Origin of the sequence: Actinoallomurus rhizosphaericola (assembly GCF_024055675.1) — a bacterium.
Taxonomy (GTDB): domain Bacteria; phylum Actinomycetota; class Actinomycetes; order Streptosporangiales; family Streptosporangiaceae; genus Actinoallomurus; species Actinoallomurus soli.
Genome location: NZ_JAMXMW010000009.1, coordinates 1 through 26,575, shown reverse-complemented (window position 1 = coordinate 26,575; position 26,575 = coordinate 1). Strand labels below are relative to the sequence as shown.

Annotated in this window: 31 protein-coding genes and 1 tRNA gene; 11 read left to right on the top strand and 21 right to left on the bottom strand. The window is 64.5% G+C overall.

The window, feature by feature from the left end; translation table 11 throughout:
* Window positions 1-20: 20 nt before the first annotated feature.
* From NE234_RS20680 to NE234_RS20670, 3 genes are all read left to right on the top strand, one after another.
* Window positions 21-848 carry a PSP1 domain-containing protein gene (locus NE234_RS20680; RefSeq protein ID WP_252782113.1) on the top strand — a complete coding sequence of 276 codons (828 nt, stop codon included), beginning with the start codon at window positions 21-23 and terminating at the stop codon, window positions 846-848.
* A gap of 86 nt (window positions 849-934) precedes the next feature.
* The gene (locus NE234_RS20675; protein WP_252782112.1) at window positions 935-2,440 is read left to right on the top strand and encodes an alpha/beta hydrolase; all 1,506 of its coding nucleotides are present in this window, start codon (window positions 935-937) and stop codon (window positions 2,438-2,440) included.
* 62 nt (window positions 2,441-2,502) lie between these two features.
* Window positions 2,503-2,575, top strand: a tRNA-Thr gene (locus tag NE234_RS20670).
* Here the strand turns inward: NE234_RS20670 and NE234_RS45995 are convergent.
* The 9 genes from NE234_RS45995 to NE234_RS20625 form a co-directional block, all read right to left on the bottom strand.
* Window positions 2,531-3,673 carry a tyrosine-type recombinase/integrase gene (locus tag NE234_RS45995; RefSeq protein WP_406567046.1) on the bottom strand — a complete coding sequence of 381 codons (1,143 nt, stop codon included), beginning with the start codon at window positions 3,671-3,673 and terminating at the stop codon, window positions 2,531-2,533. The genes NE234_RS20670 and NE234_RS45995 overlap by 45 nt on opposite strands.
* Window positions 3,674-4,098: 425 nt before the next feature.
* Window positions 4,099-4,305, bottom strand: coding sequence for a helix-turn-helix domain-containing protein (locus NE234_RS45390; protein ID WP_252782110.1), 207 nt, complete (start codon window positions 4,303-4,305; stop codon window positions 4,099-4,101).
* 92 nt (window positions 4,306-4,397) lie between these two features.
* Window positions 4,398-6,158 carry an FtsK/SpoIIIE domain-containing protein gene (locus NE234_RS20655; RefSeq protein ID WP_252782109.1) on the bottom strand — a complete coding sequence of 587 codons (1,761 nt, stop codon included), beginning with the start codon at window positions 6,156-6,158 and terminating at the stop codon, window positions 4,398-4,400.
* Window positions 6,155-6,508, bottom strand: a complete 354-nt coding sequence (locus tag NE234_RS20650; RefSeq protein WP_252782108.1) for a hypothetical protein — start codon at window positions 6,506-6,508, stop codon at window positions 6,155-6,157. Before NE234_RS20650 ends, NE234_RS20655 begins: the two co-directional genes overlap by 4 nt.
* Window positions 6,505-6,714, bottom strand: a complete 210-nt coding sequence (locus tag NE234_RS20645; RefSeq protein WP_252782107.1) for a hypothetical protein — start codon at window positions 6,712-6,714, stop codon at window positions 6,505-6,507. Before NE234_RS20645 ends, NE234_RS20650 begins: the two co-directional genes overlap by 4 nt.
* Window positions 6,695-7,315 (bottom strand): DUF2637 domain-containing protein, encoded by a 621-nt coding sequence (locus tag NE234_RS20640; protein ID WP_252782106.1) that lies wholly within the window; start codon window positions 7,313-7,315, stop codon window positions 6,695-6,697. The genes NE234_RS20645 and NE234_RS20640 overlap by 20 nt, the downstream gene beginning before the upstream one ends.
* Window positions 7,316-7,376: 61 nt before the next feature.
* Window positions 7,377-7,571 (bottom strand): hypothetical protein, encoded by a 195-nt coding sequence (locus NE234_RS20635; protein WP_252782105.1) that lies wholly within the window; start codon window positions 7,569-7,571, stop codon window positions 7,377-7,379.
* 7 nt (window positions 7,572-7,578) lie between these two features.
* Window positions 7,579-7,845, bottom strand: a complete 267-nt coding sequence (locus NE234_RS20630; RefSeq protein WP_252782104.1) for a hypothetical protein — start codon at window positions 7,843-7,845, stop codon at window positions 7,579-7,581.
* Complete coding sequence (locus NE234_RS20625; protein ID WP_252782103.1) at window positions 7,845-8,036, bottom strand: hypothetical protein; 192 nt, start codon at window positions 8,034-8,036, stop codon at window positions 7,845-7,847. The genes NE234_RS20630 and NE234_RS20625 overlap by 1 nt, the downstream gene beginning before the upstream one ends.
* 264 nt (window positions 8,037-8,300) lie before the next feature.
* Between NE234_RS20625 and NE234_RS20620 the strand changes: the two genes are divergently transcribed.
* Window positions 8,301-9,044: an XRE family transcriptional regulator gene (locus NE234_RS20620; RefSeq protein WP_252782102.1), complete on the top strand. Its 744-nt coding sequence runs from the start codon at window positions 8,301-8,303 to the stop codon at window positions 9,042-9,044.
* Window positions 9,045-9,046: 2 nt separating this feature from the next.
* A complete protein-coding gene (locus NE234_RS20615; protein WP_252782397.1) occupies window positions 9,047-9,523 on the top strand; it encodes an NUDIX domain-containing protein in 477 nt (158 codons plus the stop codon).
* Here NE234_RS20615 and NE234_RS20610 read toward each other — a convergent pair.
* Genes NE234_RS20610 through NE234_RS20590 form a run of 5 tightly spaced genes read right to left on the bottom strand, consistent with a single transcriptional unit; the run spans window position 9,516 to window position 11,459 of the window.
* Window positions 9,516-10,073: an HD domain-containing protein gene (locus NE234_RS20610; protein ID WP_256529094.1), complete on the bottom strand. Its 558-nt coding sequence runs from the start codon at window positions 10,071-10,073 to the stop codon at window positions 9,516-9,518. The genes NE234_RS20615 and NE234_RS20610 overlap by 8 nt on opposite strands.
* Before the next feature lie 53 nt (window positions 10,074-10,126).
* Window positions 10,127-10,576, bottom strand: a complete 450-nt coding sequence (locus NE234_RS20605; protein WP_252782101.1) for a GntR family transcriptional regulator — start codon at window positions 10,574-10,576, stop codon at window positions 10,127-10,129.
* 51 nt (window positions 10,577-10,627) lie between these two features.
* Entirely contained in the window at window positions 10,628-10,813 is a 186-nt protein-coding gene (locus NE234_RS20600) for a hypothetical protein (RefSeq protein WP_252782100.1), read from the bottom strand.
* Window positions 10,810-11,055, bottom strand: coding sequence for a winged helix-turn-helix domain-containing protein (locus NE234_RS20595; protein ID WP_252782099.1), 246 nt, complete (start codon window positions 11,053-11,055; stop codon window positions 10,810-10,812). Before NE234_RS20595 ends, NE234_RS20600 begins: the two co-directional genes overlap by 4 nt.
* Window positions 11,052-11,459: an ATP-binding protein gene (locus NE234_RS20590; protein ID WP_252782395.1), complete on the bottom strand. Its 408-nt coding sequence runs from the start codon at window positions 11,457-11,459 to the stop codon at window positions 11,052-11,054. The genes NE234_RS20595 and NE234_RS20590 overlap by 4 nt, the downstream gene beginning before the upstream one ends.
* Before the next feature lie 200 nt (window positions 11,460-11,659).
* Between NE234_RS20590 and NE234_RS20585 the strand changes: the two genes are divergently transcribed.
* Window positions 11,660-12,391, top strand: a complete 732-nt coding sequence (locus tag NE234_RS20585; RefSeq protein WP_252782098.1) for an XRE family transcriptional regulator — start codon at window positions 11,660-11,662, stop codon at window positions 12,389-12,391.
* A gap of 1,641 nt (window positions 12,392-14,032) precedes the next feature.
* Window positions 14,033-16,363 (top strand): hypothetical protein, encoded by a 2,331-nt coding sequence (locus tag NE234_RS20580; RefSeq protein ID WP_252782097.1) that lies wholly within the window; start codon window positions 14,033-14,035, stop codon window positions 16,361-16,363.
* A 46-nt stretch (window positions 16,364-16,409) separates the two neighbouring features.
* Here the strand turns inward: NE234_RS20580 and NE234_RS20575 are convergent, their stop codons facing one another.
* From NE234_RS20575 to NE234_RS45990, 6 genes are all read right to left on the bottom strand, one after another.
* Window positions 16,410-16,739, bottom strand: coding sequence for an abortive infection family protein (locus NE234_RS20575; protein WP_252782096.1), 330 nt, complete (start codon window positions 16,737-16,739; stop codon window positions 16,410-16,412).
* An 8-nt stretch (window positions 16,740-16,747) separates the two neighbouring features.
* Window positions 16,748-17,305 carry a hypothetical protein gene (locus NE234_RS20570; protein ID WP_252782095.1) on the bottom strand — a complete coding sequence of 186 codons (558 nt, stop codon included), beginning with the start codon at window positions 17,303-17,305 and terminating at the stop codon, window positions 16,748-16,750.
* 547 nt (window positions 17,306-17,852) lie between these two features.
* Window positions 17,853-18,161: an SbtR family transcriptional regulator gene (locus NE234_RS20565; protein WP_252782094.1), complete on the bottom strand. Its 309-nt coding sequence runs from the start codon at window positions 18,159-18,161 to the stop codon at window positions 17,853-17,855.
* 107 nt (window positions 18,162-18,268) lie between these two features.
* Window positions 18,269-20,044: a hypothetical protein gene (locus NE234_RS20560; protein ID WP_252782093.1), complete on the bottom strand. Its 1,776-nt coding sequence runs from the start codon at window positions 20,042-20,044 to the stop codon at window positions 18,269-18,271.
* A gap of 718 nt (window positions 20,045-20,762) precedes the next feature.
* Window positions 20,763-20,903 carry a hypothetical protein gene (locus tag NE234_RS20555; RefSeq protein ID WP_252782092.1) on the bottom strand — a complete coding sequence of 47 codons (141 nt, stop codon included), beginning with the start codon at window positions 20,901-20,903 and terminating at the stop codon, window positions 20,763-20,765.
* Between the two features lie 62 nt (window positions 20,904-20,965).
* Window positions 20,966-21,460, bottom strand: coding sequence for a transposase (locus NE234_RS45990; protein WP_256529115.1), 495 nt, complete (start codon window positions 21,458-21,460; stop codon window positions 20,966-20,968).
* Here NE234_RS45990 and NE234_RS45985 point away from each other — a divergent pair.
* The 3 genes from NE234_RS45985 to NE234_RS20540 all read left to right on the top strand — a co-directional run bounded on the left by NE234_RS45985 (window position 21,374) and on the right by NE234_RS20540 (window position 24,719).
* On the top strand, window positions 21,374-22,147 hold the full coding sequence (locus NE234_RS45985; RefSeq protein WP_406567036.1) for a zinc-binding dehydrogenase: 774 nt from the start codon (window positions 21,374-21,376) through the stop codon (window positions 22,145-22,147). The genes NE234_RS45990 and NE234_RS45985 overlap by 87 nt on opposite strands.
* Window positions 22,148-22,569: 422 nt before the next feature.
* Entirely contained in the window at window positions 22,570-23,925 is a 1,356-nt protein-coding gene (locus NE234_RS20545) for an FAD-binding oxidoreductase (RefSeq protein ID WP_252782090.1), read from the top strand.
* A gap of 2 nt (window positions 23,926-23,927) precedes the next feature.
* Window positions 23,928-24,719, top strand: a complete 792-nt coding sequence (locus NE234_RS20540; protein WP_252782089.1) for a bestrophin-like domain — start codon at window positions 23,928-23,930, stop codon at window positions 24,717-24,719.
* A gap of 127 nt (window positions 24,720-24,846) precedes the next feature.
* On the opposite strand, the gene NE234_RS20535 is transcribed toward NE234_RS20540, so the two are convergent.
* Window positions 24,847-25,440, bottom strand: coding sequence for a tyrosine-type recombinase/integrase (locus NE234_RS20535; protein WP_406567035.1), 594 nt, complete (start codon window positions 25,438-25,440; stop codon window positions 24,847-24,849).
* Between the two features lie 418 nt (window positions 25,441-25,858).
* Here NE234_RS20535 and NE234_RS20530 point away from each other — a divergent pair, with 418 nt between their 5' ends.
* Window positions 25,859-26,236: a hypothetical protein gene (locus NE234_RS20530; RefSeq protein WP_252782087.1), complete on the top strand. Its 378-nt coding sequence runs from the start codon at window positions 25,859-25,861 to the stop codon at window positions 26,234-26,236.
* Window positions 26,237-26,575: the final 339 nt, after the last annotated feature.

Below are 26,575 nucleotides of genomic sequence, written 5' to 3'. Positions count from 1 at the left end.
CCCGGCGGACGGAGCGAGTCATGGGCATGATGATGGCCGTCAGCTTCACGCGGTACGGACGTCTCTACTACCTCGACCCCGGTCCGTACTCCCCGAAGGTCGGCGACAAGGTGCTCGTCCCCACCGACGCCGGCGCCGAGGTCGCCGAGTGCATCTGGGCCCCGCAGTACGTCTCGGAGGACGTCGACCTGCCGGTCTGCGCCGGCCTCGCCGACGAGGAGCACCTCGCCCGCGACGAGGCGAACCGGCGGCGGCGCGCGGAGGCGCGCTCCATCGCCAAGCGGCTCATCCGCAAGCACGAGCTCCCGATGAAGGTCATCGGCGTCGACTACCTCGACCAGGACAACGTCTACAAGATCTACTTCACCGCGCCGCACCGCGTCGACTTCCGCGCGCTCGTCCGCGACCTCGCCCGCGCGATGAAGGCCCGCGTCGAGCTGCGCCAGGTCGGCCCGCGCGACGAGGCGCGCCTGCAGGGCGGCATCGGCCCCTGCGGCCGCGACCTGTGCTGTGCCACCTTCCTCAAGGACTTCGAGCCCGTCTCGGTGCGCATGGCCAAGGAACAGGACCTCCCGGTCAACCCGCTGCGCATCGCCGGCGCCTGCGGGCGGCTCATGTGCTGCCTGAAGTACGAGCACCCGCTGTACGTCGAGGCGCACCAGCGCATGCCCCGCCTCGGCGCGCGCGTGCAGACCGAGTCCGGCCCCGGCCAGGTCGTCGGCCGCAACGTCCCCTCCGACACGGTCGCCGTACGGCTCGACGGTGGCGGCCGCTGCGCCTGCCCGTCCGCGTCCGTCTGCTCGCCCCGCAAACAGCACGACCAGCGCTATGGCGACACTCTGGGGTGACTCGCCCGTACGCTGAGTAGCGAAAACGAGGCCCGATCCGCGTAGGCTGCCCAGAGACTCTGAACGGCGACGAGAACGGTGACGGCGTGAACAAGTTCCGTACGGTCTCCGTGCTGGCGGCGGCCGCGATCGTGGTGACGGCCTGCACGGACGCCCCGAAGTCCACGGCGTCGGCCCCCACGCCGAGCGGCAGCACGCCGGTCTACGGCCAGCGGATCTCCTGGCGGGACTGCGGCGGCGGATTCCAGTGCGGCAGCATCCGGGTCCCCCTCGACTACGCCCACCCGACCGGCCGCCTCCTCGGCCTCGCGGTGATCCGCCTGCCCGCCGAGGGCGGCCAGCGCAAGGGATCGCTCGTCCTCAACCCCGGCGGCCCCGGCGGCTCCGGCGTCGAGTTCGCCCGCGGCTCCGCCCGCTCGTTCGGCGCCGACCTGCGGCGCAACTTCGACATCGTCGGCTTCGACCCGCGCGGCGTCGGCCAGAGCCGCCCCGCGGTCCGCTGCCTGACCGGCAAGCAGCTCGACCGGTTCTTCGAGGCCGACACCTCGCCCACGGACCAGGCCGAGCTCAACAATCTCGTCGACGTCAGCAAGATGTGGGCCGACGAGTGCAAGACCCGCATCCCCACGCTGCTCCCGTACGTCGGCACCGCCAACGCCGCCCGCGACATCGACGTCCTGCGCGCCGCCCTCGGCGACAAGGGCCTCACCTACTACGGCGCCTCGTACGGCACGTTCCTCGGCGCGTACTACGCCCAGGAGTTCCCCAAGCACGTCCGCGCCCTCGTCCTCGACGGCGCCATCGACCCGAAGCTCAGCGCCGCCGAGATCAACATCGAGCAGGCCAAGGGCTTCGACACCGCCACCAGGGCGTTCGCCGACGACTGCGTCAAGACCAAGGACTGCCCCCTCGGCAGCGGCAGCACCGACGAGGCCCTCGACCGGCTCGGCCGGCTGTTCGACGAGACGAGGAAGAAGCCGCTCTACAACGGCCTCAAGGACGGCCGCGTCGTCGACGGCTCCATGGTCGAGCTCGGCGTCGCCGCCGCGCTCTACAACAAGCAGACCTGGCCGGTGTTGAAACTGGCCTTGAAGAGCGCCATCGACCAGAACGACGGCACCACCCTCCTCCGCCTCGGCGACCTCCTCATCGAGCGCAACAAGGACGGGTCCTACTCGAACCAGACCGAGGCCAACATGGCCATCAACTGCATCGACAAGCCGTACGACCGCGACCTGGGCGCCTGGAAGGACCAGGCCGCCCGCGCCAAGAAGGAAGCCCCGCTCTTCGGCCAGTTCGTGGTCTGGGGCACCCTGCCGTGCGCCTACTGGCCCGTCCAGGACAACACCAAGCCCCAGGCGTTCACCGCCAACGGCGCGAAGCCCATCGTCGTCGTCGGTACCACCCGCGACCCCGCCACCCCGTACAAGTGGGCCCAGGGCCTGGCCTCCCAGCTGAAGTCCGGCGTCCTGCTCAGCCTCGACGGCGACGGCCACACCGCCTACCTCCAGGGCAACCCCTGCATCACCACGGCCGTCGACCGCTACCTCCTCACCGGGACTCCGCCGAGGAAGAACACCATGTGCCGCTGATATGGGTGTACGAGGAGCCCGGAGAACCCGGTAGACTCGTCGCGTCACACGGTGTGTGGCAGGCCGCCTTAGCTCAGTCGGCAGAGCGATTCACTCGTAATGAATAGGTCGTCGGTTCGATTCCGACAGGCGGCTCGTCTGTGACGTGGGCGTCTCTCCTTCGGAGAGGCGCCCTTCGTCGTTCCCGGTCTCAATGGTGGTCTCATTCGCCGTGAAGAGCGCGCGTCCGATGCGTTGTGCGGCGTCGTGGACCAGGGGTGAGGCGACGTGCGTGTAGCCGCGGGTGACGCGGATGTCGGAGTGGCCCAGGATCTCTTGAACCACGGCGAGGGCTACGCCTTGTTCGAGGAGGAGCGTCGCGGCCGTGTGGCGGGCGGCGTGGACGCGGTAGTGGGGGAGGTCGGCGGCACGGAGGAGATCCGCCCAGGCGTCCCAGTCGCGGCGAGGGTCGATCGGGCGGCCGTTCGGCTGGCAGAACACGAGATCGTGTCCCTCCCAGACGCTGCCGGCTATCTTGCGCTGCCGCTCCTGCCAGGCGAAGTGGTGGCGTAGGACCTCCACCAGCTCGTCGGCGAGGGCGATCGTCTTCTTCCGTCGTTCCTTGATCTGCCGGAAGACCAGCCCTCCGTCCGTGCGCTTCGGGCACGTGGACGCGTGCCTGATGCAGTTCTTCGGGCAAAGGCCCTTGGCGTCCTCGGGGACGCACTTGTGGCGGCGTCCGGACGTCCGCGTGGCCTTCGGGCAGTCGTCGGGGCAGGGGCGACGGTGCTTGTCCTTCGTGCATTCGGCGAGATCGTCGCAGCCGTGTTGCCAGGTGGTCCGTTGGAGCTGGAACCACACGCGCGCCTCGGCGCGGTAGCGGTCATTGCCGCACTTCGGGCACTTCGGCGAGTCGGTGACCCACCAGCCGATCACCGATCCGCTGTGGTCGCAGCCGAGGCAGGTGGCGACGAGGTACGGCCAGCGCAGCCCCAGGACCTCGCCCTGACGGAGACCGCATGACAGCCCGACGGACCAGCGTGCCCCGTTGGGGCGCTGCTGAGCCTCGGCGAGGACCTTTCGAGCCTCGTCGCGGGTCAGGGACTTGAGTTCCGGATTGTCGAGCCGAGGCGGCTGCACGAGCTCAGCGGGATTCCGGCCGACGCGTTGCCGCCGTACGGCGACGCTGTAAGCGCTGGAGATGATCGCGTGGACCTTGCGTACGTGGCTCGGCTTCTTGCCGGCGGCGAACATCTTCGAGTAGAGGGCTTCGAGGTGTTCAGGCTGGCAGCGATCGATCCGGTGACGGCCGATGTTCGGGAAGATCCAGTTTCGGCAGTCCGACCAGTAGGCGCTGATCGTGTTGGGTGCCGTCTGTTTGAGCGGCAGTACGGTCGTGAGCCAGTACGTCATCCACTTTTCCACAGTCGGTGGACGACCAGGTTTGTCGACCTTTCCGGCGTCGCGCTTCGCCTCCAGCTCACGAACCTTCTTCGTCACCTCCCTTTCGGTCTTCGCGGTGACGTGGCGCCGGTCGGGGCTGCCGTCGTTCTTCACGCCCATCGTGACGCGGCCGTGCCAGCGGCCATCGCTGCCTTTGTAGATGGTCGAACGGCCGTCGGGCGTACGCGTGGACTTCGTTCTGCCCTTCGGCTTACCGGGTTTGTCGGCCAAGCTGATCACTCCTTTCCTGCGGTGCGGAGACGGTTGACGTAGGCGTCGAGGGCGGTGGCGGGGATCTTGCGGCTTCGGCCGATGTAGACGGATTCGATCTCGTTCGCGGTGAGGAGTTCATAGAGCTTCGTCCTGCTGATTCGAAGGAGCGCGGCGGCTTCGGGGAGCGTGTAGAGGAGCGGCGTGTCGGGTGTGGTCGTCGTGGTGTTCACCTCCTTCCGGGGGTTGTTCGTCCGCGCGGACGTCCGGACGTTCTGCGGCTCTACGCGCGCAGGCGCACGCGAGGACGCGGACGAACGAGCGGTCACGGACGCTGGGCGGCGCGCCAGCGGCCTCGGGAGACCTGCTGGACGCGTTCGGCGTGGCCGTGCTCTTGGAGTCGGCCGTAGACCCAGGTGCGGCCCATGCCGGTGATCTTCATGAGTTGGGAGACGGACAGCCCTTCGTCGGGTGCTTCGAGTAGTGCTGTCCAGAGGGTTCGTTCGGGGTCGTCGGTGATGATCTCGGCGTCGATTACCTCTACGTCGGCGGTCGTGTGGGCGATGGCATCCGCGGATAGGGCGTCGAGACGGGGGCGGCGGTTGCGGTGGGCGCGGGCGGTGGCGCGTACCCGCTCGTCTGTGAGCAGGTAGGCACGGGCTCGGCGAGGGACGTCGAAGCCTGGTGCAGAGATAAGGAACTTGCCGGGTGCGTCGAGGGTGTGGGCGTGCCAGCCGGCGGTGTGGGCGCCTTGGCCGAGGATGAGATCGGTGTCGCGGCGTTCGCGGACGCGGAGGCAGATGCGGATGTCCATTTGGGAGCGGACGGCGCCCTTGCCCATGGCTGCCTGTGTCGGGCGTTGGGTGGCGGCGAGGAGCGTGACGGCGACGGCACGGCCTCGGCGGGCGATCGAGTCGGCATGGGCCATCGCGTCGGGCGATTCGTCGGCGAGTTCGGCGTACTCGTCGGCCACGATGATCAGCGCGGGCTCTCCCGCAGTCGGTATCCACAGGCGAGCGCCTTGGCGGGTGAGGGCGGCCGCGCGGGCGTCGAGGATAGTGACGGCATCGGCGAGGAGTTCGGTGGCCTGGCGCGGGTCGGTGGCGATCCGGTCGAGACAGGATGCCCAGGGCTGGAGTTCCATCCCGCCCTTGAGATCGATGCCCCAGATCACCACGTCCGGGTAGGCGGTGAGGACGGCGAGGATGACGTTGAGGACGCCGCTCTTGCCAGATCCGGCGATGCCGGCGACGAGGGCATGCCGATGCAGGAGCCTGACCCGCACGGGTGTGGCGTCCTCGAAGACGCCGAGTTCCACGGGGTCGGCGACGCTCGTGCCGGTCGGCGCGGGCCAGGGGATCGGACGGGCGTGCGGGTCCTTTTCGAGGACATGCAAGACGCAGTGATCCGCGCGAGTGGGGTCGGGTTCGACACGGACGGATCCGGGGCGCGTACCGAGACCGGATTCGATCGCCGGGAGTCTGCTGATGACGTCGGTGACGGTCTGACCGCGCTTGAGGGCCAGACGGGCGCGCCAGCCCCACAGGTCGACGACGGCGGACAGGACGCGTGATCCGGCAAGACCGATCGTCTCGGCGAGGTCGGGCCAGGCGTTCACGGTGCGTTCGATGCGGACGCGGGAACGGCGTCGGCGGTGCGACCACCACGGCGCGCCGCAGATGAGGGTGGTGGCGACGAGCAGGCCGGGGAGCGGCGGCGAGGTCGGCCCGTGCGCGGTCGCCGTGGCGAGCCATCCCCCGGCAGCGGTTGCGACGACGGCGGCGTAGGCGCGTTCGATGCCTCGATCGAGCCAGCGCTTACCGCCCGCCAAGATGACGGCTACGGCAACGACGGTGAATCCGAGGACGTCTGGCCAGAGCCCGCGGTGGCTGTGGTGGAGGAACGCTGCGGTTCCAGCGAGGAGCAGCGCCGTGGTGAGGGGCGCCAGTTCGGAGCGGTAGCGGAACAGCCGTCGGGTGAGTACCGCGATGGCCTCGCCCGCCTGGCGGTCGTCCGTGACGACGTACAGCGGCATGGGCTCGGAGCGGCCCCACCGGTGCTGGCGAGTCGGGTAGCGCTGCCTCATCGGCCACCCTCCCGAAGGTCGACGAGGGCGAGGAGTTCGGCGGCGTGCAGGTCCTCGTCCGGAAGCTGGCCGTGCTCGTCGAGTTCGTCCCGGAGATAGAGCAGCGGATCACCCTCGCCGTCCCGTTCGGCTGCGACGGTGGCACGGGCAGCGGCGAGCAGAGCGGCGTACTGAGCGCGGGCGAGTGCGAGCAGGGACCGGAGACGTTCGACCTCGGCGATGAGCATCGGGAGGTCGGCGACGGCGACCCACAGCGCGACGGGTACGCGCGCGGATCGTGCTTCGTGCAGGTGAGTACGGACGGCGTTGAGGTCAAGGGTCGGGCGTGGAGCCCGTTGGGGTCGTGTCATGGGCAGTCCGGCACCTCCTTTCGGTCGGGGACGTCCTTGGAGAGCGGCGCGGCGGGCGTCACGCCGAGTGCGGACAGCAGCGCCTCGGCGGCAGACACGGCGTCGCCGAGCTGGACGAGCGTGTAGCGGGTCTTGACGCCCTGGCGGGCCAGCTCCTTCATAAGGAGGTCGACCAGGGCGTACGGGTCATAGGTCGGCTTGCTCATCTGCGGTACCTTTCTCGATCAGTTGGCGTCGGAGTTCGGTGGCGCGGGCGTTGCTGACGCGCAGTGTCGTGCGGAGCGCGTCACGGGTGATGGGGCGGCCGTCGTTGGCTTCCCGGTGTCGTACGTCGGCAGCGCGGGCGGCGTGGATCAGTTCGTCCTCGGTCCGGTACCGACGGTGGCGCTTGCGGCGAGTACGGCGAGAGTGCCGGTCGCGGTCGCCGGTACGGTTCTCGGCGGTGGCTTCGATTCGTCCTTGTAGGGCGTGAAGGTGGGCGGTGAGTCCGAGGACGGCGGCGGGGACGGCGCCGACGAGGACGACGATGGGCCAGGACACCGACAGGAGTCCGGTACGGGCTGCGTGGTACGTCGCGTTGCCCGCGATGCTGGCCGCGATGGCGCCCAGGGCGTTGAAGCGGGCGAAGCGCCGAGCGACGGCCGATCGCGTCGAGGCGGCCAGCCATACGCGCGCCGAGGTCATCGCGTAGGCGTCCAGAGTGACGGGCAGCAGCCACGACAGCCGTGACGGCCAGCCGGCGATGTGCGCCAGCCCTTGCAACCCGGAGAAGCTGGCGATGGCTGCGGATACGGCGGCGACGGTCATCCCTGCCATCACCCACCAGTCGCGGTCGGCGTGTGTTGGGGGCGTGGTCACGGGGGTCCTCTCAGAGCTTAATTCCGGACAGGAAGTGAGCGAAGGACCGCACGCCTTGGTGGATCTGCGGCGCGAGAGAGGTCGAGGCGAGATAGAAGCCGAAGAGCGTGCAGACGACGGCGTGCCAGGCGCGGAGGCCGGCGTAGCGGTACAGGCCGTAGACCAGCGCGCCGAGCACGATGACGAGCGAGATGGACAGCGCCAAGCGGAGATCACCTTCCTTCCGGTCGGACCAGGGCAACGGACTCGCGATGGTCGGAGCGGACCACCTGGAGGTCGTCGCCGCGGGTGTGGTCGTTGTCGGGCTTGCGGACGTGGACGCCGAGGACGGAGCGAGCGAAGGCGGCGAGCGGTGTGGGGGCTGCGGCGTCCAGTCCGGTCCACGGCGCCTCGCGATGAGTACCGACGATCACGAGGCCGATGAGTACGAGGGCCATGGCGGCGAGGACGAGGGAGAGTCCGGCGATCGCGATGGCCATCACCGGCTCACCGCCTCGGCGTCGCGGCGGAAGATGCGGCGGACGCGCGTTGCGCGTCGAGCGCGGGCGGTGCGGCGGAACCAGGCGGCGCGGGCGCGGCACTTGCGGCACAGGCCGAACCGGTACTCCGAGCGCGCCCCGCACGGGCACTGGCGCTGCCAGTCGTCCAGGGGGAGGGGACGAAGATGCATTGAGGGCTCCTCTCCGAGCCCACGTTCCGGCGACCTTTAAGATATGAACAGGACTAGTCATGTGCACGATTACAGTGCGCCGTCTTAGCACCTGTCAAGGTCGGGGGTTGTCCGCCGGGACGCAGGCTCTGGCTTATCGGGATTTCCTTACGCCATCGAGGATGCGCCGATCAGCAGTGACGAGCACCTACATGACTGGACGTGTTCATGACGTCCTGACTAGGGTGTTGGCGTCCCAAGACGTCCTACGATCCGGTCGGGTAGATGGCGAACGAACGGCTACGAGCGGTCCTGCTAGAGCAGGGAATCACCGTTGCCGCACTCGCCGAGGCGATCGACGTCGACGAGAAGACCGTTGAGCGCTGGATCAGCAAGGGACGCACGCCGTACCGTCGACACCGCTATGCAGTGGCAACGCGCCTCGGCGTGGACGAGACCTACCTGTGGCCCGAAGCGCTCTCGAATGAGCAGGTCACCGCAGCCTCTCAGAGTGAGCTCATCACCGTCTATCCGCAGCGTACGGCCGTCCCGCGGGACGGATGGGGACGTCTGTTCTCACGGGCAGAGCGCGAGATCGGGATCCTTGTCTACGCCGGCCTCTTCCTCTCCGAAGACGGCGGCGTACAGAAGATCCTCATGGACAAGGCTCGGGCAGGAGTGCGGGTCCGCATCCTGCTCGGCGACCCGGACAGCCCCGAAGTGGCACAGCGTGGCGCCGACGAGGGCGTGGACGACGCCATGGCGGCCAAGATCCGCAACGCCCTCGTCATGTACCGGCCGCTGCGCGCCGTCGAGGGCATCGAATTTCGCTTCCACAAGACGATCTTGTACAACTCGATCTACCGGGCCGACGACGAGTTGTTGGTCAACACGCACGTCTACGGCGTGACCGCGCCACGCGCGCCGGTTCTCTACCTTCGCAAGGTCGCTGGCGGCGACATCGTGAACACCTACCTCGAAAGCTTCGAGCGCGTCTGGGAAGGCGCGACTCCGATACCGGAGGCGTGACGTTGGGGCGACGGATCGACTACTACGACGACCCCGACGCGCCGGCCGCGAACAGCATCGTCCCGTCGGTCAACGTGGTCGTCGCCAACGACCAGGGCGAGATCCTGCTCATCCGCCGCACCGACAACGACAACTGGGCGGTTCCCGGCGGTGCCATCGATCTCGGCGAATCGCTCGCGCAGGCAGCCGTCCGGGAGACGAAGGAAGAGACCGGGATCGACTGCGAGATAACTGGCCTCGTCGGCATCTACACCGACCCGAAGCACGTCATGCACTACACGAGCAACGACGAGGTCCGGCAGGAGTTCTCGATTGTCCTGACGGCTCGGCCGGTCGGTGGCACACCGACCCCGAGCAGCGAATCGAGCGAAGTGCGTTGGGTCGCGCCAGATGACGTCCGCGGCTACACGATGGACCGCTCGATGCGGCTGCGCGTCGAGCGTTACCTCTCCGGGCAGACCGCTCCGGAGGTCAGCTGATCGGCGCCTCGGCCTGAGCTCTTTCGATCGCCCGAACGGATCCGACGATGTGCGGTGACGAGCGCCTTATCGAGCGCGCCACGAGATGGCCGGCGCCATATCGTGACTGGATCTCGGCAAGACGGTCCTCTACCTCGATGGGTTCCCCGTCCGGCGTCGTGGTCATGTCGCAGTAGGTCAGGGCGTCGGAGAAGAACGGATCAGCAGGCTTAAATTCGCCGGTCAACTCGGCGATCAGGCCACGTTCGCTGGCTTCGTTGATGGCGCAAGAATGGTAGGCGACGAGGCTGCACAACGCGTCGTCGGCGTGCTCGACGTCCCGAAGGTGACGGGCGCCGTCGAGAGAGTGCAGGCCGGTGTCCACAAGGTCAGGGGAGTAGCCGACATCGTGCAGCCACGCGGCGGCTTCGAGGAGATCGGCGTCATCGCCGAGGATTGGCGCGAGGCTCCGGGCCTGCCGGGCAACGCCTTGACTGTGTGCCCAACGACGGGGAAGCGGCACTTCGAGGAGCTTGCGAGCGATCTCTTCGGCCCAGGCGGCTTTTCTCATGTCTCCGACGCTACGCGGCGACCTCGGGACGTCCACGGACGCAGGCGAGGCGTCTACGGACGTCTACGAACGAAGCGGCCCTTGCCGTGACGCGCCTCGATCAGGCCATCTCGCTCTAGAGCGGCCAGCGCCTGGCGCGCGGTGCCGCGTGCGACCCCGTACTTCTCGACGATCGCAGCCTCACTCGGCAAGGCGTCGCCGACTGCCAGGTCACCGCCCTCGATCCGCTTCCGCAGTTCCGCAGCGATGCGGCGGTACTCATACTGCGTCGGTGCCTTGCCACGCACGACACGCCCCTTGCCCGGAAGCGTCTCGATCAGCCCCTCATCCTCCAATGCGGCGAGAGCCCGACGGACCGTGTTACGCACCACGGCGAACTCGTCACACAAGGCCGCTTCGGAAGGCATTGGAGAACCGGGTACGAGTTCCCCGCCGCTGATGCGCTGCCGCAGAACCTCGGCGATCTGCGCGTACGCGCCCCATGCGGTCTCTCGTGGGCTCACCGGGGATCCTCTCACTACGCGTCTCCCGCACTGCGCGGCCATGCAGTCGTATCACTCTGGGCGTCCCCGCTCGTCCTGATCGGCGAGGAAGCGCCGTGCCTGCTCCGGATACTTGCCGACCAGGACCTTGAGGTGCTGAATTTCGACGACCTGAGAGGCGCCTGTGAACCGCATGTTGTCGAGCATGGCGTAGAACTCCGCCAGGGAGCGCTGTAGCCGCTCCTCGCGTGGATTCACGAGGACTCCTCGCGCCAGTCCTCGGCCGGCCGCGCGTAGCTGCCCTTGTGCGGCAGCGTCCAGACGTACCCGCGCTCACGAAGATGAGCGATGGCGTCGGAAACCGTGCTGCCCGATACACCGAACTCCTTGGCCATCTTCGCTTGAGAAGGAAGCTGGCTCCGAGGCTGCCAATCGCCGCGTGCGATCCGATCACGGATGACCTCCGCGACCTCTTGGTAGCTCCTCCGCCGTGTACTCATGCCGACCTCTCGATCAAGCACTCGCACCAGACGATCTTTCCGCCCGTCGGTAGGAGGACACAGCCCCATTCCTTCGACAGCGCTTGCACGAGCACCAGCCCGCGGCCGCTCTCTTCGTCGTCCGCTACCGCACGCTGTAGCGGCAGCGTGCTGCTGGAATCCCAGACCTCGATCAGCACGTCCTCGGGCCGGACCGAGAGACAGAGGTAGATGGGCTTCGCCTTGCCGACGAGTTGGTTGGTGTCTTCCGGGATCTCGGTAACGCCGGTCGCGTTGATGGCGTTCGTCACCAGCTCGCTGGCCAGCAGCTCGACGGTGTCCACCATCGAAGGCAGCTTCCACGCGTCGAGAAGCCATCGCACGTACTGTCGCGCTGTACCGGCCGTGTGTGGCAAGGCCGGCATCAGCATGCAGCTCGATCGGGAGCCTTCAGTCATCTTGCGCCTCGCAGCCTGCGATCTGTCCGCGAGCGACGGACCGGATCGATCCGCCACATGTCCAAACAGACTTGCGTGAGAGCACGGACCTCTCATGGGCAGCTTGGGGACGTCTAGGGACGTCTTGTGTTAGCGTCGGCTCAGACAGCGCGGTTTGGAGGATCGCGGTGAACGAGGTGTTGAGACGTGCTCTCGCTGAGGCCTGCCTGTCCGAGCAGGACGTAGCCGCGCGCCTGGGTGTAGATGTGAAGACCGTGCGACGCTGGCTGGACGGACGACGTCCATACCTGCGTCACCGCTCTCAACTCGCCGATCTCCTTGGCGTCGAGCAGGCGAAGATCTGGCGTGCTGAGGTACCTGCGCCGCCATCGCCACAACATGGCGGCGCCGAGATCGAGGCCTTCTACGCGCACCGATGGGCCGTTCCCCGCAACGTATGGCAGTGGCTCTTCAGCCAAGCCGAACGCGAAATCGGCATCCTCGTCTACTCGGGCCTTTTCCTCGCCGAAGACATTGGAATCCTCCGCATAATTGAGGAAAAAGCAGACGCTGGCGTCCCCGTGCGAATATTGCTCGGCGATCCGAATAGCTCGCATGTCGCCGAACGAGGCGCCGATGAAGGTGTGGGTGAGGCTATGGCGGCCAAGATCCGAAACAGCATCGTTCTGCACCGGCCGCTCCGAGAAATCAAGGGTGTGGAGATCCGGCTGCACAGGACTGTTCTATACGCCTCGCTCTACCGCGCCGACGACGACCTCCTCGTCAACCCCCACGCCTATGGCATCGCGGCCTCGAACGCGCCTGTTCTCCACGTTCGGCATGTGGAGCGCAATGACGTGGCTGGTACGTACCTCGACAGTTTCAACCGCGTGTGGCGGTTGGCTCAACCATTGGCGTAATCCGCACCCAGAAGTCGCAGATGAGGACTTGTTGATAAGCAAGGTGCATGATCGACGCCATCTGAACCTTAAGCGCCAGCCGAATATTACGTCTTAACCCACCCGAACCGGGCGTTGGACCTTCGAGGTCGACTCCCACCGCAGCCACGCGACCGACCGGACTCTTGCGGGCTCGAGGCCTCCGTGGACCGATCCGAGACCGAGCCGCTCTGGCGTCACTGACAGGTTGGTCCCGCCTCCTTGATCCTTCGGTGCAGTGATCTGCTGCCGTGCCGACCCAGCTTGAGGCCATCACCACTCGATGCCGGACCTTGACCCCCGGATGGGTCTACACTCCTCAGAACGACAACGAGGCGGCTGTGACACGAAGGGCGGCCCTCATGGCGGCGCCAGATAAGGGACTGGGCGACCAAGAGGTCCGGCCCGTGCCCGAGCTTTATCGGGCGCGCGCTCAGGCCGCTGCGAACCATGTAACAACGGTTGCCGGAATCATTGCTGCCGGAGTCGTACTAGGGGATCACGACAAACTGGCGCGTATCCCGAAGGCAGCCGCAGCTGGTGCTGTCCTGCTTTTCGTCCTGAGTATCGCCGCGTATGTTAGAGGATCTCAGTACTCAAGTCTAGAGGTCATAGACGACAAGGACTTCGAGTCAACAGTACAGGCAATGACAGCCACAATCCGATCGTGGCTGCGCCTGGGGGGTCTCCTATCGCTCGCCGCTGGCATCCTGACTGTAGTTATGCTAGTGGCGATCGCGGTTGATTCCCCCAGTGCTTCGAAGCGCTTCCGGCTAGTGCTTACCTCAGAAGGTTACCGCGATATTCAAAAGGTATGTCCAAAGCTGAGCGGTAGTATATCTGCGCGCATCGAGGACAAGGCGCTAGAGTCTAGTAGCTCGTCGATAAAACTCATGATTCCGCCTGGCGCATGCGAACAAGGGTCAGGCTCAGTAACTCTCTACATACCCAGGTCCTCCATCTTGGTTGCTCGAGGGACGGGGAAGTGACCCTTCAGGACGCTATGGGGCACGGTGCCGCGATTGTCGAATGGCATGCGATATCAGGCCTTGATCCAAGATGGGAGGTTTCTTTCCTCGATGCGATTGATTCCTTCCCACCCTCCGTCGTCGCCCTCCAGGATGTAGGTACACAGCCCCGCGGTCTTCCTTCGCTAGTAATGTTGGCGTATCCCGCCACTGCCCACGGGCATCGGGAAGTATCTACGGCGCTGAGGCGTTTGTGTGATCAGCAAGTGGCGAATCCCGCGATGAGATTGAGTGTGGCTGCCTGTGGGCGATCGGACGTTACAGTCACTGTGGAAGACATCACCAAGGGATGGCCGCCTTCTAAAGTGTTGTACCACCGGCACTCGCTTAGGCCGCTCACGCCGGCGGAGCTAAGGGCTGAGACTGAACCGCTGATACAGATAGTGACTCGACGAAGATCTAGACCTAATCAAGCAACGGCTTTGTATGAGGGATACGATTCAGAAACGCTGATCGCCCGCAGTAAAGACATAGGAGGGGGAAAGCGTTGGCTAGGCGGAGTGTAACCGGCATTGAGTGGATCGCCAGTGGTGTAACGCCTAGGACTATCGCGCCGCACCCCAACTTTTCATCTGACGAGGCAACAGCGCCCGGAATGCTCGCGCTTCTTACACAGCTTCGGCTTGCCGACTTCAGTCGGAAACGGGAGGCGCTTGATGTCGACGATTGGGAAGATTCAATCCTGTCATCGGTATTCTCTCTTCTAGTCGAAGATGAGCATGAAGGATCACTCGCAGCCTTGACGGGATTGGCCGTTAATAGGCGCGTTCCTTTCGGTGCTGCAGCGTGCGCGGCGCTATGGGCTAGCTATGCGTATTCGGTAGAAGATTCAGCAGAGCGAGCAGTCGAGTTTATCGGTAGTGTCCACGAGAACTGGATAACAGGTAGCTTCAGACATAACGACTACAGTGGCAGTTTGGCGCTGATAGAAGCCGCACTTATGCAACAAAGGCTTTTGCGCCTTATAGAGTGCGGAAGAAGTCAAGAAGCGCTAGAAGTAGCTAATGAAGTTCGCGACAAGCTGCATATTCTCAAAGATCGTAATACTGAAGGACTTGAGTCGTTCTCAATGTCCAAAGCTATCGGCTGGTCTGCGCAGCAAGTCCAGTTGGATATGGCTGAATACATCGACCGCAGTGCCCTATCTGCAATCTCACTGCTCGAAGACTTCGAAGGGCGCACGTGGGTATCCCTAGTGCAAGGACGCCCATCTTTGCTATCTGTGCAAGCGGATAGTCGGCAAGCGGGCGCACTCTCTATTCATGTCCGCGACCAATTCAAACAACAGGCGAATGCAGATACCGTTCGCGATGCGCGGGGATTTGGAAGTCGAGTCATCGGGCCGATTCAATCTTCGCTTTTGAGTGCTGAGTTGTCGGGTGACATCTCTGGCGTGCGGGATAACAGAGCCACGCTTGGGCAACTTCTATTTCTTCATGCTCGTCCAGACAGTGAGGACTATGGCGAGCAACTTGCTGAAGCTTTGCATGTTATCTTTCGGTCGGGAGCGAAGGATTCGCTGCAAAGTGCGTTGCGCTGGATCAGGGCACAAGGTCCCAATAGATCAATCGCTGAGCTGGCTCGAAAAATCATAAATCGTTCGTCGTTCCCTGAAAAAGTTTCAGGTTGCGACTTGGCGGTAATCGCGGCAGCGGCGGAATTTCTAGCGCCCGAAGAACTTGTTCGTGCAGTTCAAGGTGCACTCAATTATGCGGAGCATGAAGAAGTTTCAGGGCTTTCGGGAACTCGCGTACTTCCATGGGCGCGCGAAGATGAAGCGTGGCGGACAATAAGGAAGTTTGTGGGCCATCCGGAGGTCGATAGCGTCGTCGGCTCGGATCTCCATCAGTTGCTCGCGTCGGCCCACACAATAGATCAGCCCTTGAACTACGCCGTGGCTGAGGTGGTCCAGGCCATCAATTGGCGAAGTATGCCGGCGGCCCTAAAGGACTCACTCGCCCAATGGGCGCATAACAATCATCAGGGCGAAAATTTGCTTCCTATAGCGGAGGCGCTTGTCATTGCGATTCAAGGCCCTGTTGTGGCGAAACAAAGTCTGCCACGCCCTTCTGGTTTGGAACTAGCCTCCCGTCTCATCATCGAACATAGCCAAGGTTTGAAGGCTAATCGCTCAGAACTGCGCGAGGCTGTTGAGGCATGTAAGGACGCGATCGCAAGTATCCGCAACTCTGCCGCTAACGGTGTGTATTCCGTCGGGGCGTATGATCCCGGTGAACTCGCCGTGCTGGTGGCGCATCAGTTCGACGTGGAATCACTATGGGGGCCGATCGTTGATCTTCTGCTAGACCAATCAGTTTCTCCCAGAGACAAAATTGCGGCTCTGGACCGGATTTCTCAGACCGTTCCTAGGTTGCCGGTGCCGGATTTCGCAAGGCTTCGGTTGGGATGGCAAAATGTCATCAACCTTTCCGATCGCCAGTCGGTTATCTATCCTGCACCTGCGCCCGTGCTCCCTGCGGCTGTTCGTGCAGGTGCCGCTCTCTCGCTGATGTCGCCGGAAGAGATCCTTTCTGCTGTAACTGAGCTTTCTGGGCTTAACAGGTTCGATGCAAAGATTGAAGCCGTTCGTTGCATAGAGGTGATTCTTTCTAGATCTCCCCAACAGTCATGGGAAGGTGTACTACTGCTTCAGCTTAGTCACGACGATTCTCCTGCAGTTCGCGCTGAGGCAGGTCGGGTGCTCGCGAGGGTGGTTTCTCGACCAAGCGTATCCCCGGCAGTTATTAAGCGTCTGGTCGAGCTCGTGAAATCGGATGGCCTATTGATACCCATTCTAGCTTTGCGAGGTTTGAGCCAGATTGCGGAAACGCTTCCGGTTGATATCCAGCAGGCTGTCGAGGAAGTATCCAATCAACATGCTGCTCTCGCGATCCGCCGACTGGCTAGGGAGCTCCTGAATATATAAGCGATGACGAGTTGCGGTGAGTTGCGCTTATAGAATGCGACTGGCTTCAGCTAGAGAGTTCATTGATGCGCGCGCTGATGAAGCATGTCATGGTATATGCGGAATCTACGACGAGCAGCACGTGGCTCTCTTGAAGTCCTTTAGGTGCCGTAGGGCCGTGCCCCGATCCAACCTCGTTGCGGATTTCCGCGATGCCTGTGATGATGTTATTCATTCCGGGAAGTATTCTGGCGGCGCCGTGATCCTTCCCCCCTAGGGAAGGATCTGCGAAATGGTCCTGCTGAATGAGGTTTCGCAACTTTCTCCGTAGTACTGGCATCTTGTCTTTTTCCAATCCAGTGGCGCCGGGATCGATGTATTGGATAGCCCCTTTCATCGTTGCTTCTACGAGTTCCTTGGCGGCGCCAATGCCGTCCGGCGCTGTGCGATCGTCCGACGAGTCCTCATGACACGCAGATAACCGTCAAGGACGGCACTGTCGACGAGGCCGAGATCTCGGAGATGGTTCCAGCCGCCAGTGGAGTCTCGCTCAACTCGCGCCGGTCTGGGAACGGCCTCTCCAATTAGGGCGTTCACGGCTCTCGCCCGGTCGCGGATTGCAGTGCGGGCATCCTCGATAAGGTCTCCTGCATTGCTGCCGCTTCTTCCGGTAGGATGCCGCGTGATACGTTCTCGGGCTACCTTTGGCAGATAACCGCTCGCGTACTCGTCGAGATCATCTACCCACCTCTGTGCCTTTCTGATTGTTTGGTGTCTTATCTCATCGGAATGGATAGCCAGGAGGATCTCGGTGTCTTCATGGTTCAAATCCGCAGTATTGAGACTGTCGACACCTAGGCGCCGCAGCAGGGCGTCGATCGCTTCTAGCTGAGCCTCACCGCGTTGAAGGAAGGCCCGGAGCTTTGCGACGACGGACGGGGGCAGCTCACCGGAAGATGACATGGACGTAGTGTGCCTGGGAGGCGGCACGGGCGGCGACTCGCCCCGGGTTGTAATGAACCCGAGACGAGGGTCACCCAAAGCTAGGAGCAAGGAGTCGACGGGCCACCCGGCGTGGGATCTAGCCGCCACGGTCTCAAACGCGGTCTCATTCCGCTTTCGGTAAGCCGAGCGACGTGCTCGTCCGCCGATGTACGACGCGCCCCCTCTGCACTGGGCGGACGCACATCGGCGGATCTCTGCGAACTATTGGTATCGGATCTCGTAATGAATAGGTCGTCGGTTCGATTCCGACAGGCGGCTCCGGCCTTGACCTGGGCGTCTCTCCCTCGGAGGGGCGCCCAGCGTCGTTTCGGTTCATTTTTGGTCTCATTCACCGTCGGCGAGTGCGCGGCCCACCCCCGGCGGCTGGGATGCCTCCGCACCGCTGGGGCGTCCGTCAACGCCGAGCGCGTTGCCGGGTACCTGTTCCGTTGCGCTGGGTGTCCATTGGTCGCCGTCGTAGTGCCGGTGCTGGCGGTGGTCGGCCCGCTCGCCGGATTCCTCGGCGCTAACGGCGTCGTGTGCTTGCGGAGACGTCGGCCGGTTGGACGTCGGCGCGCAGGCTGCCGTCGGTTCGGTCGACGGCGAGGATGGTGGCGATGGCGCCGTTGAGGTGTTCGCGGGTTTGGCCGGAGCTGATCGCACCGCTGACGATCACCGCGCGCAGAGCCTCGGCCATGCCGCGTTTGGTGGCGACGAAGTCCTGGTAACGGCGCATCCATTCGCGCATGGCATCGGCCGGCGGTTGCTCGGCCCCCAGTTGCTCGGCCACGACGCACAGACGGGTGAGCTCGCTGCGGTAGACCTCCTCGACCAACGCTTCGCGGGGCGGTAAGTTGACTCAGGCTTTGCCCGCCAGCTCACCACGTCGAGCACCCGACACATCAACCAAAACTGATCAACTAATCGGCAGGACACGCCTAATTAGGTTCGACCGGCGTCCGATGCCTGATCATCGGGAGGCGTGACGGCAGCCCGGATCGTGTCTGTGAAGGCGGCGGGAACATTCCCTGGGCGGAATTGCGCGGCGAGGCGTATCCGCGACCACACCGTGCCGTGTTCCTCCAGCGGATCGGTGTCGCGCTTGTAATCGCAGTGATTGACGACCCACGTTACTGCGGGACACAACGCTGCCGCGTAGCGCTCCGCGCGCGACAGCGCCTCGCGTCCCCGCATTCGTCGGCGGTCCTTTGCCTCGACGACGATCAACTCGCGAGCGTAGGGCGCTGGCGTGGCCACGGTGACGTCTGGGGTCACTACACCCGTCGCCGCAGTCCGCCTCGGCTCGCGCCACACGTCCAGACACGTCGGCGACGGCGACTGCCGCAGCAGTTGGCCAACCGGTTTGTCGGCTTCCCTGCGGGGCAACTCCCAGACCCCGTCGGCGTCGGCCGTGCCGGCCAAGTGCACCCGCCAACCGGCGTGCTCGCAGGCATCGAGCGTCGCGCACAGTACCCAGACTTCGTAGAGCAGGTCCCGTTGTCGCCACAACGGAAGGTTGAGGAATTCTTCCACCGACTCCAGCAGCGTCGTCACGTCGAGAGGAATCGTCGGGTGGAGGACCTCGGTCGCCAGCCACTCGGCGGCGTCGTCGCACTGTGACGTGAGGGTGTCAAGCCATTGAGTGAGGTGCTGAGGGTCACTGAACAGCTTCGGCTCCAACTCGGCGCGGGACCTGTGACTCCAGTGTCCGTCGCGCCACTGCGCTACGAACCCCGCGAGCATCCCCATACCTGTGCCACCGCCGATCCGATCCGGCGCCGGAACGTGAACTGGTCCAAGCTGCCTGTCCAAACCGAGGAAAGTGGGCTCATCGATGCCGGTGACCTGTAGTGGAAATGCCAATTCAGCCAGTATTTCAGAACTGCGATAGCGGTCGGCCTCTTCTTTGAATTGGCGTTCCAGCTGGTTAGTGATCCAGCTGGAGGTTTCGTAGGTGAACACATCGGCCGACCTGATGACTCCATCCTCGTCGCTGAACGCGTCGAGAGACGTGAGGTAGCTGCGTACCAACCACTCAGCAATGCTGACCACCCGTTCTGCGGCACGCGTCGCCGTGGCGACGGCATCGGTGACCTCCGCCCACATCGCCGAACTGGTGCCCTGATCGGCCACCGCAGGCGCGATCCATCCGAGAGTCAAGATGCGATCGGCGAGCCGATTCCCACTCGCATCGCGGGGCGGCCACGTCCCGAAAAACTCCCCGTTGTCCGACCCGAGAAACGACTGAACGGCAGTAACGTCGATGCGACCAATCTCGATCCTCGTCAACGTCGACGTGAGGCGCCGCACCTGCTCCAGGAAGGCTGGACTGATCGTGAGCGGGCTCTCATCGACGTCGGATCGGCGTAGTCGGAACGCCTCGCTGGTACCAGTGGTCGTCGCGGTGTGCCGTGCAAGGCGTTGGTAGATCTCTTCCACCATCGAAACAAACCTGCCGCCCAAGCGCACCACCCCATTGAGCAGGACGGCCGTCGTGGGCGCGGCACCGGCCAGTTGTTCAGCAGCCGCTTCCCGAAGCAAGGTGGTTCTCTGTTGAGTGAACCGGTCTCGGGGGAACTGGCGAGCCAACGTGGCGAAGTCGAGCCCGAACGAGTAGAACAGATCTTCGATCACGTCCTGTTCGTTCTTGGTGGTGCCGACCTCGAGCGCGTCGACGATGAGACGGGCGAGGCGCTCTCGGGCCTCCGTGTCACTCATAGCGCATCACTATCCTCGGCGATGGCTAGCGCGGTCGAGCGAATAAGGGGTGGAGCGGTACCCGCGCTTCAGGTATGCGTGTGGATCGACTGGAGTGCAGTCGCCGGGCGACCGGTAGCTCACCTGCGTCGATGAGATCCGTAGCGGTGTCAATCATCTGGAGCTGAACGGCCCACCCTCCATGACCCTGCCCGCATGTACAAGCTCGCAGACGTCCGCACATGCCGCGATGAGCGCTTCTCGGCGTCCGGTTGGTGCGGTGATGACCGGCCCTGGTGGTGGCAGCACCGTGACCTGATCGGCAGGCACGGCTGTACGGATAGCCGCAGACGCTGACGAAATACCGGAGAGATGAGACGTGGACCAACCAACCTGCACAGGTTGATGTCGGCTTACTGATCGTAGAGCGGTCTCAAACGTGGTCTCATTCCGACGTATGTAGGCCGGGATACGGGTCTGTCCGCCGAGGTACGCCACAAGCTGTCTGAGCTGGCCGGACGTACCCCGGCGGACGTTGCCGAACATTTCTTACCGGTACTCGTAATGAATAGGTCGTCGGTTCGATTCCGACAGGCGGCTCCGGCCTTGACCTGGGCGTCTCTCCCACGGAGGGGCGCCCAGCGTCGTTCCGGTTCCTTTTTGGTCTCATTCACCGCCGGCGAGTGCGCGGCCCACCCCCCCCGGCGGCGGGGATGCCGCCGCACCGCTGGGGCGTCCGTCAGCGCCGAGCGCGTTGCCGGGTGCCTGTTCCGTTGCGCTCGGTGTCCATGCGGTCGCCGTCGTAGTGGCGGTGCTGGTGCTGGTGGTGGTCGGCCCGCTCGCCGGATTCCTCGGCGCTGACGGCGTCGTGATCCGCCACCATGCTCTCTGTCGCTGACCTCGTGTCTTTCCCGGTCGGTGCGCTCATGGCTCCCCTCTATGTCAAGCAGTCGTGCTGAGGGCGGTCGTAGGCTGGGTGATGGCGGGTCGGGGAAGTGGCTTGTCCGAAGTGCCGGCATGGGGATGTGAGCCGGCCGCGCTGGAGTCAGTAGTCGCTCCCCGGTGTCCTCCCGGGCCCGTCGTCGTATGCGCGAGGGCGCCGTTGAGCATGCGCCGGTAGACGATGTCGGAGAGTCGGCGTTTGAGGGATCGCATCGCTTCCATCGATGTCTTGCCCGAGGCTTTCTTCCGGTCGAAGTAGGCGCGCCCTTCGGTGGGGTTGCGGAGCTGGACGGTGGCCATGATGTGCAGTACCCGGTTGATCTGCCGGTTGCCTGCTCGGGACAGCCGGTGGCGGACCTGGTCGCCGGAGGATGTGTCGATGGGGGCGGTGCCGTTCCGGGAGGCGAAGTGCGCTTTGTTGGGGAACCGGGTGATGTCGCCGACCTCGACCAGCAGGCGTGCGGTGCCGGAGGGGCCGATGCCGTGCAGGTCCATCAGGGTGGTGCCGGTGGAGACGACCAGCTCCTTGAGCTCCTTGTCAGCGTCCTTGGAACGCCGGTAGACCCGCTCGAGGTCGCTGATCAGTTCCGCGGAGTCGACGGGCGGGCGATCGCGGCAGCCGCCGGACCGGTCGACGCGGTCGTCGACACACTCGGTGCGGTACCGAGTCCGGACCCGACGATGGCCGGATACGACGCGATACGCCCCGACGGGACCTGGACCCTCGTCGGCGGGGTACGGCAGGATCTGCCGATCCCGTACGGCGACTTCATGCACCGCCGGCTGACGCTGCGCGGGTCATGGATGTGCCGCGACACGACTGTGTCCGAGCTGTGGTCGATGATCCGCAGCGGCGTCATCGACCTCTCGGTGCTCGACGTCACGGGTCGTCGGGCTCGACGACCCCGCGGCGGCGCTCACCGCGGCGTCACACTCACACGGACTACAGATCGTTGTCCTGGTCCCCTGAATTCGGCACGCGGCCACACGGTCGAGTGGCCGCATCTTCACCCTTCTGGCAACGCCGGCAGCCGAACGTCCGCTCATGCCGCGATGAGCGCTTCTCGGCGTCCGGTTGGTGCGGTGATGACCGGTCCTGGGTGGTGGCAGCACCGTGACTTGATCGGCAGGCACGGCTGTACGGATAGCCGCAGACGCTGGCGAAATACCGGATTTGTCTAACCGTGCTTACGCCTTAATGACACAAGATTTCAGGTAGGTATTCCCGGACAGGCCACTTTCGTAATCGCCCACGGAATACCACGGAATGTCTGTAACGTCCCGCCACCCAGCATCGGTCGGCGCCCTCTTGACAATGCCTTGCGCGTGCACGAGCATCATTTGAGCCCCCTGTTATGGAAAGTGCACATCGGGAGATGGGGGGTTGCGGTGACGAAGCCAGCCGGGGGCGCCGAGGGTCCGATCGAGCCTGGGGGTTACCGACAGGAGGTGACACGGACGCCCGGTCCCTCGCGGGGAGGTTGTTCCTCCTGGCCAGCTTGTGTTCAACCGCGAGGCGCTCGAGCCCAAGCCCTGAGGCGCAAGCGTCGTCACGCATTGACGAGCGGTAGCCGTCTGACTGCCATGACAGGAAAGTGCCGCTCATGACCACGGGCAAGAGCGTGCCGGCTCAGCTCACCGGCCGGGTCATCCACCCCGACAGCCCTACGTACACCAAGGCTCGCACCGACTGGGACGGGCTCTACCGCTCCTACCCCTTGGTGATCGTCTTCGCCAACACGACGGAGGACGTCGTCAACGCGATCACCTGGGCACGCCAGAACGACGTCGCACTGCGGGCGCGCAGTGGCCGCCACAGCCTCGCGGGCTGGTCGAATGTGTCCGGTGGGATCGTCATCGACGTCAGTGAGATGAAGTCCGCTCGGCTCGACCCGGCGTCTCGTACTGTGACCGTCGGGGCGGGCCTCACCCAGGGTGAGGTCGTGACGGCGCTCGGCGAGGAGGGCTTTGCCGTGGCGACCGGAGGGGAGGCGACCGTCGGGCTCGCTGGTGCGACGCTCGGCGGCGGCTTGGGCTTCCTCACCCGCAACTTTGGCATGGCCTGCGACAACTTGATGGCGGCCGAGGTTGTCGTCCCCTCGGGCGACGACGGCGCCAAGGTGATCATGGCCGACGAGCACAACAACTCGGACCTGCTGTGGGCCCTGCGGGGTGCCGGCAACGGCAACTTCGGAATCGTGACCTCCTTCACCTACAGGATGCACCCGCTCAGGCAGGTCAGCTTGCTCGAGGCGCGGTGGAATGGCTTCGAGGACCTGCGGGGTGTCTTCGACGCGTGGCAGCGGCAGGCCCCGGCGACCGACTCGCGCCTCAGCAGCGTGCTCGACATCGGTCCGGACGGAATCGACCTCTTGGCGGTGCTGCAATCGGGGTCGCCGACCGAGGCCAAGGAACTGCTAGCGCCGGTGCTGTCGGTGGGCAAGCCCGACGTCTCCGTCCAGGCCGGGAGCTGGGCCGACACCTTTGCCCGGCTCCAACCGCCGTCGAAGAGTGCGGTTGAGAAAGCAAAGAACTGGAAGTTCTTCTCGCAGTTCGTCACCGAACCGTACCCGGCGGAGGCGATCGATATCGTCGGCAAGTTCATGAAGAACGCGCCCTCGGAGGTGAGCGATTACTTCTGCTCGAGCCTCGGCGGCGCGGTTAAGAACGCGCCGCCGGGGGGCTCCGCGTTCGCGCACCGCGACGCGCTCTTCTATGCCGAGCCGGGCGCGGGTTGGAGTGGCGACGCGATCACGCCCAGGGCTCAGGCCTGGGTCGCCGAGTTCAGCCAGGCGCTGCGACCCTACGTCAACGGCGCGTACGTCAACGTTCCGAACCCGGGCATGGTCGATTGGGAGACCGCCTACTGGGGTGACCATTACGCCCGTTTGCGCGAGATCAAGGGCACGTACGACCCTGACAACGTCTTCCAGTACGAGCAGAGCATCCCGCCGGCCTGAAGATGCTCACCATCCTGATCTACGTCCTCATTCTCTGGGGCTTCATCGCGCTCGGATGGCTTGTGGCGTGGTGGCTGAAGCGGCGCGGGGCGGCCATGTCCGGGCAGTTCACCAACGTCGTCCTGTTCGTCGGGTTCTTGTTCGGATTCCTGCTCACAACGCTCCAGGTATTCGCGACCAACCACTACTCTGACGCCCGTTCCCAGGCCCAGTCGGAGCCGGCGAGCCTGGTGGCGGTGTACGACGACCTAGGCGCATTCTCGCCGCAGGTGCGCACAGCGGCGCGTCGCGAGGTCATCTGTTACATGTGGTCGGTCGCCGAACGTGACTGGAAGGCGCAAGAGCGGGGGAGCACTCAGGAGGCGCCCGACACGGTCGCGCGGGGCGATCGCCTGCGTAACCTCAGAACCACGCTTCCGAAGGACTCGCCTGCAACGCAGGCCGCAGCTCAACAGGTCAACACGGACCTGAGTGACGCGGACAAGGCGCGCCAGCAGCTCCTGTTCCTGGCCCAACCCCGAATACCGGCGATCCTGTGGGCTGTCGTGCTCGTCAGTGGCGGCCTGCTGATGTTCTTGCTGATCGGCGACTCTCAATCACAACCCAAGATCATCAGGCGCATAGTGTTCGCTGCAGTGGCCGTGCTGGTGACAATCGAAGTCGCTTCGCTCGCCGTCCTCGACCGCCCGTTCTCTCCCATCGCTCAGGTTCGGCCCAACGCGATGACAGACGCCATCGCACTGCTGAAGTCCGGCCGTACCGGGCAACCTACCCTGCACGACTGTGGTCTGTAGCCGACGCTCAACTCGCACCGTCTCAGGACCCACGCTGGTTCGCCGTCGGGGGCGGCCGACTGCAGCAATCCGCGCGGGGAGCGGAACCAGCAGGGGCAGGGCGTTGCTCGCCCGCCGGTCACCGGCATCACGCCTCCGCATGAGCGCCCGCCGCAGGGCCGTCCGGGGGCGGGTGCGCGCTGATGGTCGATCCGATCGTCGGCGGGCTGGTGTTCGCCGCGGTTTTGGGCGGCGCCACCACGCTATGGAGTGAGTGACCAACTGAGTGACTAGGCTCGTCATCGGTGAAGATGCCGTCCATGGCCTCAGCCTCGGCCAGGAGGACCGGCCGGATCTGCTTCCGGTAGACGGTCTCGGTGACCTCGGTGCTGTTGTGTCCCACCAGGCGGGAGATGTCCTCCAGCGGCACGCCCGAGTCCGACAGCACCGACACGAAGCTATGCCGCATCTCACGAGGGATCCACTCATCCGGGTTGAGCTCCGTCTTCTGCAGGATGGCCCGGAAGGACCGCAGCACGTTGTTCGCGTTGCGCTCGGTGCCGACCGTTGAGGCGAAGACCCGATCATGGTCGCGCCAGGCCTGGCCGGCTGCCTTCCGTTGTTGCCGCTGAAGCTCCTGATGGAACCGCAACGCCTCGACGCACCGTTTGGGAAGCGCGAGGGTACGCCGTGACTTCTTGGTCTTGGTGTCTCCACCGGCGCGGACCGAACGCCACACCATGATGGACGGGGGACCGGCGGCTCAGCATCGGGGCTGCCCTCCAAGTCCACATGCGACCATATGAGGCCCCGCCCCCGCGCAAGTCCGGAACCGTCCAGCTCGCGCGGAAGTATCTGGGCTCTTGGGTTGGTCAGCGGCTCGTATACGCACTGGTAAGCAAAAGTCAACGCTCACGCAAGAGCGGTCAGCGGTAACGTGTTGTGGATTGAAATTGCGGTCAGTAAGTTCCCAATATCAGGGCACGTTACCGGCGCGAAATCCAACCGAGTAATAACTCAGATATTTATCACTAAAGGTATCCCTATCCACGTCCAGGGGAGGGCAATTGTCGACATTCTGTGGTTTCGCGCCCTCCATCCGTATGCAAGATATTAACCAGCGCAATCTTCACGGTTCCGTTCCACAAGGAGGTCTGACCATGGAGATCACGAAACGCCTGGTACTGACCATGACCGGGATGGGTCTCGTGGTAGGAAGCGTCTTCGCGGTCGGCTCAGCCACCCAGACCTCGGCCACGACGACGGTGACGGTCACCGAGGCGGAGTACAGCATCCAGCTGTCCCAAACCAGCTTCACGCCCGGCAAGTACCTCTTCGTCGTCAAGAACGAGGGAAACAAGCCGCACGCGTTGTCCATCTCCGGTAAAGGCGTGCCAACGACTACCACCGGTACGGTGGCACCGGGATCGACTGGGCGGATGGCCGTCCTCCTGCTGGACGGAACCTACGAGCTATGGGACCCGGTCAACAAGGGAATGGGCATGGACACTCACATCCGGGTCGGCCCGGCACGCTGATGACGACGTCCGGTGAGTGACCAACTGCGTGACAATCAGCGCGTACGTCGCTGGAGTCGCATGGACGCTCAGAGACGAACTCGCCAGGTGAGCGCCGCAGTAGCTCATGATCAGCGCATGGCCGACTTTCTCTCGTAATGAATAGGTCGTCGGTTCGATTCCGACAGGCGGCTCCGACGTTGACCTGGGCGTCTCTCCTTGGGAGGGATGCCCAGGTGACGACGACGCCTGAAAACTGGACCAGTGGCGACGCGTGAAAACGGACCCACCTCGAGCCCTTTGGGGCTAGTGGAGAGGGGTGCTGAGCGTGGAGGACTGGGCGGAGATCCGCAGGCTGCA